The organism is Fervidobacterium pennivorans DSM 9078, from assembly GCF_000235405.2.
Classification (GTDB): Bacteria; Thermotogota; Thermotogae; order Thermotogales; family Fervidobacteriaceae; genus Fervidobacterium; species Fervidobacterium pennivorans.
Window position 1 is genome coordinate 19756 of the sequence record NC_017095.1, and the last position, 13587, is coordinate 33342.

11 protein-coding genes and 1 tRNA gene are annotated in these 13587 nt (G+C 38.8%); 8 read left to right on the plus strand and 4 right to left on the minus strand.

From position 1 onward, the window contains the following. The first annotated feature begins 10 nt into the window (after positions 1-10). From FERPE_RS00090 to FERPE_RS00105, 4 genes are all read left to right on the plus strand, one after another. The gene (locus tag FERPE_RS00090; RefSeq protein ID WP_014450651.1) at positions 11-1714 is read left to right on the plus strand and encodes a sigma-54 interaction domain-containing protein; all 1704 of its coding nucleotides are present in this window, start codon (positions 11-13) and stop codon (positions 1712-1714) included. 6 nt (positions 1715-1720) lie between these two features. Then, positions 1721-2821 carry an MFS transporter gene (locus FERPE_RS00095; RefSeq protein ID WP_425357274.1) on the plus strand — a complete coding sequence of 367 codons (1101 nt, stop codon included), beginning with the start codon at positions 1721-1723 and terminating at the stop codon, positions 2819-2821. 105 nt (positions 2822-2926) lie between these two features. After that, positions 2927-3235 (plus strand): helix-turn-helix domain-containing protein, encoded by a 309-nt coding sequence (locus FERPE_RS10665; protein WP_245530413.1) that lies wholly within the window; start codon positions 2927-2929, stop codon positions 3233-3235. Positions 3236-3270: 35 nt separating this feature from the next. Beyond that, on the plus strand, positions 3271-4059 hold the full coding sequence (locus tag FERPE_RS00105) for an IS3 family transposase (RefSeq protein ID WP_245530414.1): 789 nt from the start codon (positions 3271-3273) through the stop codon (positions 4057-4059). A gap of 105 nt (positions 4060-4164) precedes the next feature. On the opposite strand, the gene FERPE_RS00110 is transcribed toward FERPE_RS00105, so the two are convergent. The 3 genes from FERPE_RS00110 to FERPE_RS00120 form a co-directional block, all read right to left on the minus strand. Beyond that, positions 4165-4782 carry a hypothetical protein gene (locus tag FERPE_RS00110; RefSeq protein WP_014450654.1) on the minus strand — a complete coding sequence of 206 codons (618 nt, stop codon included), beginning with the start codon at positions 4780-4782 and terminating at the stop codon, positions 4165-4167. 29 nt (positions 4783-4811) lie between these two features. After that, positions 4812-7490 carry a PQQ-binding-like beta-propeller repeat protein gene (locus FERPE_RS00115; RefSeq protein ID WP_014450655.1) on the minus strand — a complete coding sequence of 893 codons (2679 nt, stop codon included), beginning with the start codon at positions 7488-7490 and terminating at the stop codon, positions 4812-4814. A gap of 179 nt (positions 7491-7669) precedes the next feature. Next, positions 7670-9307: a hypothetical protein gene (locus FERPE_RS00120; RefSeq protein WP_014450656.1), complete on the minus strand. Its 1638-nt coding sequence runs from the start codon at positions 9305-9307 to the stop codon at positions 7670-7672. A 267-nt stretch (positions 9308-9574) separates the two neighbouring features. On the opposite strand from FERPE_RS00120, the gene FERPE_RS00125 reads away from it, so the two are divergent. Further along, positions 9575-9651 (plus strand) — tRNA-Ala (locus tag FERPE_RS00125). Positions 9652-9930: 279 nt separating this feature from the next. On the opposite strand, the gene FERPE_RS10515 is transcribed toward FERPE_RS00125, so the two are convergent. After that, on the minus strand, positions 9931-10881 hold the full coding sequence (locus FERPE_RS10515) for a DDE-type integrase/transposase/recombinase (protein WP_011993230.1): 951 nt from the start codon (positions 10879-10881) through the stop codon (positions 9931-9933). Between the two features lie 124 nt (positions 10882-11005). Between FERPE_RS10515 and groES the strand changes: the two genes are divergently transcribed. From groES to FERPE_RS00145, 3 genes are all read left to right on the plus strand, one after another. Beyond that, positions 11006-11275, plus strand: coding sequence for a co-chaperone GroES (gene groES, locus FERPE_RS00135; protein ID WP_014450657.1), 270 nt, complete (start codon positions 11006-11008; stop codon positions 11273-11275). Positions 11276-11301: 26 nt separating this feature from the next. Beyond that, a complete protein-coding gene (groL, locus tag FERPE_RS00140) occupies positions 11302-12918 on the plus strand; it encodes a chaperonin GroEL (protein WP_014450658.1) in 1617 nt (538 codons plus the stop codon). A 110-nt stretch (positions 12919-13028) separates the two neighbouring features. Then, on the plus strand, positions 13029-13556 hold the full coding sequence (locus tag FERPE_RS00145) for a dihydrofolate reductase family protein (protein ID WP_014450659.1): 528 nt from the start codon (positions 13029-13031) through the stop codon (positions 13554-13556). Positions 13557-13587: the final 31 nt, after the last annotated feature.

The following is a 13587-nucleotide window of genomic DNA, read 5'->3' on the forward strand; positions in this document are numbered from 1 at the left end:
AGATGAGCGAATGGAAAGGATTTACAAGATAGTCCTCGATTCAATTATTGAAGGTATAATCATCGTCGATAAAGATGCAAGAGTACAATACATAAACAAAAATGCGCAAAAACTTCTGAACTTACCATCGGATATAATTGGCAAAAAAGTTGACGAGGTCGTTAAGAACACTCGTCTACATATCGTTGTACAAACGGGTATCCCTGAGATTGACCAAGTCCAACATACCGAGAACGCGGTGATTATCACTTCAAGAATACCTATCAAAGACGAAAATGGAAAAATCATAGGTGTGGTCGCTGTTTTTAGGGATATAACAAGTATTAGGAAACTTGCAGAAGAAATAACAAATCTGAAAGAAATAGAAGCGCAACTCAAGGCAATAATTGATTCTACCAACGACGCGATAAGTGTCGCCGACGAAAATGGGATAGTAAGGCTGGTCAACAAGGCGTACACAAAAATTACAGGTTACTCACCTGAAGATGTAATCGGTAAACCCGCTACAGTCGATATAGCAGAAGGCGAGAGCATACATATGCTCATCGCCAAACTCAGACAACCGATATACAACGCAAGGTTGAAGGTTGGTCCTGCAAAGAAGGAAGTGATTGTAAACGCTACCCCGTTGTTTGTAAAAGGGAAGTTCAAAGGTAGTGTTGCGGTAGTGCATGACGTTTCAGAGATATTAAAACTCACAAACGAGCTTGAAGAAGTGAAAAGATTAATCCGTCATATGCGTGCACAATATACATTCGATGATATCATAGGAGACAGTAAGCTAATCCAAATCGCCAAAGAACAAGCGAAGAAAGTTGCCCAAACACCGGCAACAGTGCTTCTAAGGGGAGAAAGTGGAACAGGTAAAGAGCTTTTCGCACACGCGATTCACAACGCAAGTCCAAGAAGGAATAAACCCTTTGTTAGTGTGAACTGTGCAGCAATACCGGAAAGCATTTTGGAATCAGAGCTCTTCGGGTACGAAGAAGGTTCTTTTACAGGGGCACTACATGGTGGGAAAAAGGGACTTGTAGAAGAAGCAGATGGTGGCACGTTGTTCCTTGATGAAGTTGGGAAACTCCCATTGTCTTTACAACCTAAGTTGTTGAGATTTATCGAAACAAAGGAATACGTCCCCGTTGGTGGAAGAAATGTGAAAAAGGTTGATGTGAGGATCATCGCTGCAACAAATATGGAACTTGAGAAAATGGTAAGAAACGGGGATTTCTTACCTGATTTGTATTTCAGACTCAACGTATTCCCAATATATCTACCTTCCTTAAAAGATAGAAAAGAAGATATCCCAAAGCTTGCTATCCACATTGTGAAAAAGCTCAATCAACAATACGGAAGAATGGTGGAAGGTATAAGCCCCGCAGTAATAAAGTACATTGTATCGAGGGATTGGCCCGGGAATGTGAGGGAACTTGAGAACTTCCTAGGCAGGGTTATGATAAACATGGGACCTGAGGAAAGATATATAGAACTCAAACATCTTCCGGAAGACAGTGGCTTAAAGGTTGAAAAGAAAGATGAAGAATTTACGGACATAGGTGAGAAGTCTCTCAAAGACTTAGTTGAAGAATACGAAAAAAGGATTATCCTCACGGCATTAAAACAAACAGGTGGGGATAAAGTACAAGCTGCAAAGATGCTTGATATCAGTATCAGGACGTTATATTACAAAATGGAGCGGTATGGGATAGATGGTTAGAAAGGAGTGAGTAATTTGGAGAATCTTTATCCTATGCTTGTAATATTTTCTTATTCACTTGTTTTAAACTCAATGCCGCCGTTGTTAAGTTCGTTTAGGGAATTTTTTAACATCTCGATAGCGCTATCTTCTTTCTTACCATTCTTTTCTTTGGCGGGTACTGTGATTTCCAACATCTTCACAGGTATTTTTCTCAACAAACTGGGCATCAAACGGGCGTTACTTACAGGTTACTCTTTAACAATCGTAGGTGCTCTTATAGTTGCTTTCTCCGGCAATTATTTACTTTCAATCCTTGGGCTTTTTGTATTTGGACTTTCAACAGGATTCGGATTCACAAGTTCGACAACACTTCTTTCGCAAGCTAAAAATCCTAATTTTGGATTTTACCACGGAGCTTATGGACTTGGAGGAATGCTTGCGCCATTTTGTATAACTTGGGCGACGAGAAATCTTGGTGATTTCAGAGACGTTTATCTAATGTATGCGATGATGTTTCTACTATTGGTCTTTTACACAGTTATAAAAACATTCCCAGTACTTCACAGTGTGCAAGGTGCATTCTCGCTAAGAGGGATATCGAATGCATTTAGAAACGCAGATTTTTTAATATTCTTGTCACTTCTCATACTTTACTCCTCTGTTGAAATAGGTGTGATAACGTGGGCTGGGGTGGTTATGAAAGATGTCATTATTTCCTCTTATACTGCTTATGCATTATTTTGGTTAACATTTACCCTGAGCAGATTCTTTACAAATTACTTAGAAAAAGTTATTCCATTACTCTTAAGAACAAATACGGTAATTTTGGGATTTACCATATTTTTGTTCTTTTGGTTAAGAAATCCTCTCTTCTTTGCTCTTTCCGGTCTTTTATTTGGTCCACTTTTCCCTTACATACAAAAGAACGCGCTTGTGAGGATAAAGAAAGAACACCTCACATTGTTCAACGGTGCAACATATGCCTTTACATCGCTTGGAGGTAGTATTGTTAGCATACTTATGGGAGTGATAATAGAACGGAACATCTTTTTGGCATTGCTTGTGCCGTTAATCATCTTTATTTCGATGGAATTGGTAAGTTTGAAGACAGGAAAAGTAAAGTGAGTACTATTAAACAACCCCCAGGTAGGTGCACTGAACCCCAATAATGAAACAGGAAAAAAAACACCCCCGAAGTGGTAAAATATAACCATCAAGGGGGTGTTTTCTTTGGCAAAGAAAGGACAAAAATTCAAAAAGTATCCTTCTGAACTAAAACAAGAAGTCATAAGACTCTATTTTATTGAACATCTTCCAAAAAAGACTATTGCTTCGCTTTTAGGTATTGATGAAGGTAGAGTAAAGTTGTGGATAAAGAACTATATTACTCACGGAAAGGTAGAACTAAAAAAGGGAAAACCAAAGAAAGAAACACTTGAAGAAGAGATGGAAAGATTAAGGGCAGAGAATGCATATTTGAAATTAATGATGGAAAAAATGCTTGAAGAAAAAGATAAAAAAAAACAAAGATTGAAGTAATCAAACAACTAAGCAAAGACTTCAGTATTAAGTTATTGTGTGAAATAGCAAATATATCAAGAAGTACATATTACCGAACGATAAATAAGGAAGATAAAGATGAGGAATTGAAAGAAAATATAAAGGAGATATATTTTAAATACAACGGTATTTACGGATATAGAAGAATAACAATGGTATTGAAAAGAGAAGGAAAGAAAGTAAATCACAAAAAGGTATACAGATTAATGAAAGAGATGGGTATATATGCGAGGATAAGAAGGAAAAATTACATAAGAAAAGCGACAAAAGAAACACAGTATGTAAGTGATAACAAGCTTAAAAGAAACTTTAAAAGTAAAAGTAAGTACGAGAAATTTGTAAGTGATATAACAGAAATAAAAACAGAAGAAGGGAAATTGTACTTAATGATAATTCAAGATTTATACAACAATGAAATAGTCAGCTATGGAGTAAGCAAAAGTAATAATATGGAATTAGCACATAAGGTGATAGATGAATGGCTGCAAAGTGGGAAATATAAAGAAGGAAGTATATTTCATACAGATAGAGGATTTCAATTTACACATATATTGACAGTAAAGAAACTAAATGAAAAAGGAATAATCCAAAGTATGCCAAGGAAAGGATTACCACAAGATAATGGACCAGTAGAAAGCTTTTTTAGTCATTTCAAAGAAGAGGTAGTAAAAATACATGGAGAAAAGACGGAAGAAGAATACAAGAAATTGATAGAAGAATATATAAGGTTTTACAACGAAGAAAGATATCAGATTAAATTAAAAGGCACGACTTCAGTAGAGTACCGAAGTCATGCCATCTGAAAAGTTAATAATATACTTTTTTATCTGTCCCACTTTCGGGGGTAAGTCCATAGGAACCTGGGGGTTGTTGTTAACTTAACGATTTCTTCAGACGTTTATGCGAAATTATTTCACATCAATTTTTTCGAATCTTTCAATTCTAGGTGCGGATGTTGCTGGAATTTCTAACTTAACATAAATTTCATCTGGTGATCTGTTCAGTCCTTCTTTACCTACGCCTTTTCCAACACCGATAAGCCAGCCACCTGCCAGAAGCGTTTGATTTTCGTTGAGACGAACATATGTATGACTTGAGAGCCTATCTTTGAGCCAGATTTGGAAGTAAGGTGTATCTGCATAGCCGAATGCGTAGAACATAAGTTTACCATCCGCTGTTCTGAAGATTCCATAACCTTTTGAAGCCTTTTTCTCAAGAACGATGTTAACCTCCTTACCGTCGAAATCCACTGATTTCACAGTGAACAATTGGTCAATTGGTTCTTTGAATGAATACTTCTCAACAGCATTTATCTTTGCTTCGACGTAAACACCATTTTTATCAGCTTTCAATGGGAAATTATTAATCGTTCCATCAACAAATAGCTTATTTCCGTAAGGATCGATAATATTAACAGTTGTCTTCACCTTTGGTGATGAGGTGTTTGAACCCGGATTAAAGATATTACAACTTGAGAGCACAACCAACAAAGAGAGCACGCCAATCAAAATTATCGTTTTCTTCATACTAATCACCTCTCTTTTCTCGTGGGTAGTTACTTCACACGTTCAGAAGCTGGAACTGCAAAGCCGAACATACTCGCAAAGTAGTACAAGTCATAGTCATCTACCTTATTTGTAGTATCTGTTAGATAACCAGCTCTGTAGCTATCATAATCCGGATATGGAGGAATAAAGTCATCACGAGGACCTATATTGTAAATAACATCGGCTCCATCTACAGTACTGCCAAGTTTAGAGACAAACATATTCCAGTCATTTATATCAACAACAAAATCTTCGTTGAAGTCACCAACAACGTATAAGAATTTGTTTGTCCTAAACGACCTCTTAGCTCTCAATAATTCTGGTTCGACGTTTTGACCTTGGGTTTGTGCGTAACCATACAGGTCAAAGAACTCCATGTAGTAAGCGCTATCCACACCCGTGAACCGCACCTTTTCTGGGAACATTAAGTTCAGAGCAATAGTAGCAACCCTTGTAGTGTCTGTTAACGGTCGTTCGAAACTGCTCAACACTATCTGTAAAAAGTTTGAATCCACAGAACTCAAGTTTTCCAATTTAGTAACTTCTGGTGCATATTCTTGCGAAACAATCCTATCTATGGTTATACCCTTCAGCGTTGTTAATTTTATCGTTTCCGCTATAGAATTTGGTGCCGCATCGAGGAACAAATAGGCTCGAGTTTTTCCATATGCGAATTCCGGAAGTAAGAGTGTGACAGTTGCGTTAAGCTCTGCGTAGAAGATTTCAAGATAAGCCGGACCAGAAAGAGGTAGTTTTACACTGTCTTGATCATAATAAACTTTTTTTGTGTACCCGGTTGGTTCGCTCGGATTCCAAGTGTAGACGTTCCATTTATATGCGAAGAAGGTCTTACCAGCGTGTGTGGGACTTGCATTTATTATTGCAACAGCTGTATCAGGATTGTTCCTGAACGAGTTGTAATCAAAGAAAAAGTCCTTGGTCATCGCTGCTTCAGAGTTAGATTGTAGTGGGTATTTATGATACACATAGAACGTATAAGTAGCGTCGGTAAAAATTTCCAGTTTTCTGTCGTTATAGCGGAACGTTATTGTAGCCGGGTTGTCCCCCTCACTTCCTTCGTAATCATTCGGACCTGTTTTCCAGAATTTGAATTTAAATGTTGAATCTTTTGAAAGTGAAATACCACCACTAGGAGTTACGTATCTTCCTATCAGAAGTTTTGCATCAGTTGGTGTTGCGAATTTGACTACAAGTTTTTGTGAACCCGGTACACCTTCAATTACCTTAGCAAGGTTTGTTTCGTTTGTTCTGTAATTTGTGTAGGTGTTTACAACGGTGTTGTTAGCATCAACAACTTTAGCATCGTAAAGTAGACCATAAGAAATTGTAGAACCAAGCAACGAGCCAGAGAGTTCTCTTCCATAGTAACCTTCTTTTGCTATCAAGAATATTTTCGTTTTAAACGCGATTGCAGTTGAATCGATAAAGCCTGTGTTATTTATATTCTGTCCATACTTTGCCCAAATTCCGTATGGACCTCTTGCATTAAATTGCCATGCATAAACAGTGCCATCGTTTGTGGCTGTCACGAAATAGTAATTATCGCCATACAGTGCACCAAGTGGCGCAACGTTTACCGCGGCACTTATTGGGAATGTGCTTGGAACAGCGTATTCCCATACCTTTGTGAACACGCCTGTAACAGCATCAAACGACAGAATCGTTATCTTTCCAGCCCCTGTTGTAGATGAGGGGATTATGAGATAAGTAACACCATCAATGCCTTTAACGATAGCAGGTGTTGTCGTTATCTGCTGACCTATTGTGTATTCCCCAAGTTTTAATAAATTGCTGTTCAAAGCAACAACTTTGCCGTTATCTCCGAATATGTATATAATCCCATCGCCATCAATGAGTGGTCCAGATGAATTTGCAGAGGACAAAAATCTTGCGTGGTTTTCACTACCGGATGGGTCGATTTTGTAGATAATCCCATCATTGCTGAGCGCATACAAAAATCCGGATTCATCCATCGCCATTGGTGTTGTGAAATCGCCACCGAGCTCTATTTTCAGGCTAGCATTCATGGTGGACACATCTACTGTGTAAAACTTACCATTTTGTGTAAGAACGTAGAGTTCCGTCTTGGAAGGACTGAGAACAGGAGGAATTTTGATTGGGCCAGCAAGGTTTGCAGTGGTTGGAACTGCGAAATTACTACTTGAAGTATCATACTCTACTTTGTACAATGTTCCGTGCATCGTTCCTGTAAATATAACTATTTTTGAACCAGATAAATACGCATTTACACCGTAAGCTGCGTTATCAATACTTGTTGACTTTACTGTTCCGCCTGAACCTGAACCAAATTTATGCACAACTAGTTTATTTTGCGCCGTTCCTTGCGCTGTGGTGTAGATAATGTATTGATTAGAGCTATCAGTGATATATGTCGGTGGTGCAACGATGTTTGTGATTTCGCTTGGCTGACCTTTTGGGTTAACTGCTCCTGCCATCGTAATCTCGTAAAGTGCACCGTCTTTTGCAAGGAAAAGTAAGTTTCCACCGTTTTTGGCTATGATTGCAGGACCATATTTGTCGGGAATAGTTTTGGTGAATATATTGCCTGCCCACAGTCCAGAAATATTGAGCGTGGAAAAACCAACTTCAGCAAAAGCGAAAACTAAAAGCAACGAAGTCATCCAAAATATCAATCGACTTTTCATAACAACACCTCCTTGTGGAATTTGAAGAGAGTTTCAACCTTTTGAGGTTAAACCAGGTTACAAAAAACTGAGACCGATACTATAGCCTTACCTTTCCGCTTTTCGCAGGAGGTAAAATACTTTCTTACTGCTAACCACCTTCTTTTGTTTTTTTCTTTTATGTTGGTTAAACACAGCTATTATTGCACGTACAAGAGGAAAGTACCAATATCGCGCATCACATTTCCGGATAGGTCCTGAACATTCAAAACGGTTATGTAATAGTACCCTAATCCCATTGTTGTCGTCACCGAGAAGACTACTGTTTTTCCGTCTGATGAGATCTCTTCTGCATCCATTAGCAGATCTCTGTAATAGTAATCGAAATTATTTTCCCTTATCAACAACCTCGGTTTCACGCCTGTGTTAATCCCACCTGGGTCGTATACTTTTATCTTGAACGTCACAAGCCCTGGGAAGACGTATCCAGGCTGGTCTTTTTTTAGTTCAGCATCGTTTGCTGTTAAAGATACAAACTTTGGACCGTTGTAATCCGGTACACTCGCTATCGTTTCAGCGATTCCACCTCTATTATCGTCCGATTCTGCGTAAATTGTAATGACATGTGAGCCCTCTTCTACATCCCAGAGAGTAAAGCGTTTTGCTTCTTTTCCTTCAGAACCAATGCTTGTATCAATCGCTTTACCATCCACAAAAAAGACAATCTTTGTATAATTCACGTTCGTTTCCTGGGACACAAGCGCGATAACAGCTGTCCCACCTGCCGTAAGATTTTCAGGACTGACCTCAACGGCAAAACTGAGTGCAGCAGAACCGACGTAGATTCTTTTTGAATAGTAAGCAGGATTACCTTCTTTGTCTTTCACATTTATGTTCAACGTATGAGTTCCAAGCTCCCTTTTTCCTATTCGCACGGCTTTTTCAAATGTTTTATCTCTTATCGAACCTTCTTCGATAACTTCTCCATCAAACTCGATTTGATAACTGCTTAACTCCTGGTCGTCGAAGAATTTTACCTCGAAACTGATGTCAGAGTTTTCCGGATAAAAGGTCTTTGTAAATACATTGATAACAGGTTTTACTCTATCGACTTGGTTGACTTCGAAAGTCACTTTGGTGGCATCTTCCATATTATAGGCTTCGGTTTTTAAGAAAAGCTCAACTTTTCCTGGTGCAGTGATAGGTGAGAGTTTTTTGTACACATATCCTGCTTTTTCAACAAGTGTTTGATTTATCCAGCCACTGTCACTGGTTTTACCATCTATGTAATAAGTCACTACCGGATTCTGACTTTTAACCTTCAGCTGTAGCATTATTTCGTCACCAACGTAAGGTCGTTCCGGCAAAATCTGAACTTCCTCTATTATAGGCGGAACTACGTCGTAGACAGTTATCGTTCCGTTTGCTGTATACCATCTATTTTCGGTAATCGAATATCCTTCAACAACCAAAGAATAGATACCAGGTTTTTTGAAAACCCAAGGAATTTCATAAGGGTATTTTTGAACGAGAATCGCTTCTTCATAGACTTGACTATCGGCATTTTTTAACTTGATGCGGATATTTGTCAATCCAGGTTCCAGTGGCTGTACCGAGATAGTAATGTTCGTATTTACTACCGTTGTTTCAGGGTATACTATACTGAACTTTGGACTATCAGAGGTTGATTGGTTTGAGGTACATGAAGATAGGAGTATAGTAAGAAACACGACAATTAGAAACACTGAATAAGAAATATGAGTTCTTAGTTGGCGAAAATAATCAGATGTCTTTTTCGCAAACCAGCCGAACCATTTTTTAGTATGAAGATATTTCATCGTGCACACCTCCGCACTATGTTTTTCATTTTTCTTCAGCACTGTGAATTTCTCCACTTTCTTATTCTATCTAAGGCGTGCTTCTTCCTAATTTTTGGCGACTCTTCCGTCCGGACTCTTATATGCATTTAAACCTCCGATTTCAGAATTTCATTTAACATTTTATGAAAAAATCCTTTGGAAAAAACTTCTTGATTTTTTTTCGACAGGGTGATATAATTCTGATGCACAATGCGGACTTAGAAGTAATGTACTATGCTAACTTGTGGGGCCGTAGCTCAGCTTGGGAGAGCGCTACCATGGCACGGTAGAGGTCGTGGGTTCAAGTCCCATCGGCTCCACCAAAACTAATCCACTTGAGCCCTGGAAATAAACCAGGGCTTTTATTTTTTCCCGTTGCAGCCCTTTATTTTGTCACCCAACATTAAGTGTTACCTTATTTAGTGTAACTTCTGCAAAATGATGAGAAAAAATAAGAAAACTACATTTTTTTGTCTCTAAATCTAGGTAAACGGTATTAGCTTCGAATTATGGCTATTCACATATTCAATTTTTCTGTTATACTAAAATTAGCACACGGAATATAAGAGTGATAATCTAACACAAAAAACGTGACGATAGTGTTAACTTGTAGTGATGAAAGAGTGTAATTGTGAAAGAATGCGATTGATATTGCCATTGTGCGTTTTCCAAAGATTCTTCACTACACAAAATCCTTGAATATATTTCGCTAAGTTCTTCGTATTCTTCAGCCCTCGCTTGAGTCGGAAAAAGTCTTTCAACAATGAAAACTTAGATTCACATTGATTGTTTTTACCGAGCGGTACCACTACGTGATTGATATTTCTGAACAACAGCTTTACTGCACTTTCATATGCACCAAGTCCATCAGTAATAAGTTCAATGTTTCTAGGTTTTGAATTACCAAAGAACTTCTCGAGCAATACTTTGACTTGTCCCATATCACGATACTTTGAGACATGCCAACAAAGAATTAAGTTAGTTTCGTGATCAACTAATAGCCAAACATAGTACTTTTGTTCTTTGAACACAAGAACAGTTTCATCAGCATGAACTGAGAAAACATTTTCGATGGTAAATGTTGGAAAAAGTACAGAGAATAAAGTACACAATTTAATAACCCATTTGTATATGGTGACATGAGATACTTTGATATTAAGAGAATGAGCAAGAGAGCGATAAGACATATTGTGTTTCATATACAAAACAAAAGCCTTTAAGACGAAAAAGATAGGGAAGCGGAAATATTTAAATTTCTCAGGAATAAGGGTGACTGGTTCGGGGAGGTTAAAAGGTACTCTATCTTTGGTACGACAAGCTCTACAACGGAAGACAACGAAAGAGCGACGGACTTTGTAAATTTGCATAGATTTACCACAAGAAGTGCATTTGGGATAAGGGAAAGGGAAGTTTTTGCGTTTTTGAGAATGGGAGAGTTTGAAAGAATGATGGCAGAGTTTGCAAAGGAATTGTTGGTTACCGTATTTGTCATGACCGTTTTTGTATAAGCTGGTGGAACCGCATTTTGGACAAGAGAGCGTTGAGTTGTTCATATCGGGATACCTCCTTTGTCGAGAGTTGGTTGGGGGGTGTCCCCTCTTTATAAGGATAATGCGGTTTTTGGAAAGTTTCAATACTTTTAGTTAACATTATCACGTGACAGGAGGGGGTTAGAGTATGAAGGTAAAACCGCTTGGTGAAAGGCTTTTGATAAAGCCCATCATTGAAGAAAAGAAGACAGCAGGTGGAATAGTTCTTCCAGATGCTGCCAAAGAAAAACCGATGAAGGCTGAGATAGTTGAAGTTGGAAAGCTTCCAGAAGATTGCACACTTAAAGTTGGTGACAAGGTAATTTACAACAAATACTCAGGGACAGAGATTAAAATTGATGACGAAGACTACATCTTGATCGATTTAAACGACATCCTTGCAAAAATAGAAGAATAAAATAAAAAACAGAGGAGGTGTGAGATATGGCAAAGTTGTTGAAATACAGTGAAGAAGCAAGAAGAGCACTCGAAGCTGGTGTTGATGCGGTTGCAAATGCTGTAAAGATTACGCTTGGTCCAAAAGGTAGGAACGTCGTTATTGAAAAATCTTGGGGAAGCCCAACAATTACTAATGATGGAGTTTCTATTGCAAAGGAAATAGAACTTGAGGACAAATTCGCAAATCTTGGAGCTCAACTTGTTAAAGAAGTGGCAAGCAAGACAAACGATGTTGCTGGTGACGGTACAACAACAGCTACTGTTCTTGCTCAGGCAATGATTAAAGAAGGTCTCAAGATGGTTGCGGCAGGTGCAAACCCAATCCTTGTGAAACGTGGAATCGATAAGGCTGTGGCAAAAGTTGTAGAAGAAATCAAAAAGATTTCTAAGAAACTCTCAAGTACAGAAGATATTGCACACGTTGCTGCTATCAGTGCAAACAGTGAAGAGATTGGTAAGCTCATTGCAGAAGCGATGGAAAAAGTCGGAGAAGATGGTGTCATCACAGTTGAAGACAGCAAGACAATAGACACATACGTTGAATTCACAGAAGGTATGCAGTTCGACAGAGGTTACATCTCACCATACTTTGTAACAGACCCAGAAAAGATGGAAGTTGTTTACAATGAACCATTCATACTCATCACAGACAGAAAACTTTCAAACGTAAAACCACTTATCCCAATCCTTGAAAAAGTTGCTCAAACTGGTAAACCACTTGTAATCATTGCAGAAGATGTTGAAGGAGAAGTTCTTACAACGCTTGTTCTCAACAAACTCAAAGGAACGCTCAACACAGTGGCAGTTAAGGCTCCTGGCTTTGGTGACAGAAGGAAAGCGATGCTCCAAGACATTGCTATCTTGACAGGTGGTATCGTTGCAAGCGAAGAAGTTGGAATCAACCTCGAAGACCTCACACTCCAGGACCTCGGTAGAGCAGATGTTGTCAGGGTGAAGAAGGATGAAACGATAATCGTTGGTGGAAAGGGTAAACCAGAAGAAATCAAAAAGAGAATTGCTCAAATTAAAGCCCAAATCGAGCAAACAACAAGCGAATACGAAAAAGAAACACTCCAGGAAAGAATGGCAAAACTTGCTGGTGGTGTAGCTGTTATCAAAGTTGGTGCCGCAACAGAAACCGAACTCAAAGAAAAGAAACACAGAATCGAAGACGCACTCAGCGCAACAAGAGCAGCTGTTGAAGAAGGTATCGTTCCTGGCGGTGGAATTACACTCTTGAGAGCAAGAAAAGCCATTGAACCACTCCTCAACGAACTGACAGGCGATGAAAAACTTGGTGCACAGATTGTCTACAACGCACTCGAGGCACCAATTAAACAGATAGCTCTCAACGCTGGTTACGATGGTGCAATTATTGTCCACAACGTCCTTAGCAAAGATGATGTAGCATACGGTTTCGATGCTCTCAAAGGTGAATACTGCAACATGTATGAACGCGGTATAATCGACCCAGCAAAAGTTACAAGGAGCGCACTCCAGAATGCAGCTTCCATTGCTGGAATGCTCCTCACAACGGAAGTACTCGTAGTTGAAAAGCCAGAAGAAAAGAAAGGTTCTATTCCTGAAATGCCAGAATATTAATCTGTTCGCAAAACAAAGCAAATCAAGGCGGTACCCGAAGAGGGTACCGCTTTTTTTGTTTGCATTCTCGTGTTAAAATTTAGCTTGGGAAAAATAAGAAGGGAACGGTGATGGATACGAAGATTAGGTTACTGGCGGTAACAGATATACGTGGCACAATCGCTATTTCCGATGATGACAGAATTGAGTGGGGGAGTCCGGAAGATAAAAGACTTTTCAAAGAGATAACAACCCAATCTGGTGTTGTCGTAATGGGGAGGAAAACATACGAAGCAATCGGCAGAAAGTTACCAGGGAGATACAATGTTGTTTTGAGTTCGAAAGCGCATTTCAGGTGCGAAGCACCTGATTTGGTACTAAATGGGAGCGTAAACAATGTGGTGAAAATACTCTTCGAGAGAGGTTTCACGGACATGTGCGTTATCGGTGGGCAAGCGGTTTTCTCACAATTTTTGAAATCTGGAATGGTGACGGACTTACATCTGACGATAGAACCGATAATCCTGCCTGATGGATTGAACCTTTTTTCGAATATAGATAAGCAATTCTTGTTACGCCTTGAAAAAACGCATATTTTGAATTCTAAGGGAAGTATCTACATCCATTATCGGATTGAAAAAGTTGGAAGCAAAATATAGGGTTTGAAAATCCGAAATATTCTGGTAAAAT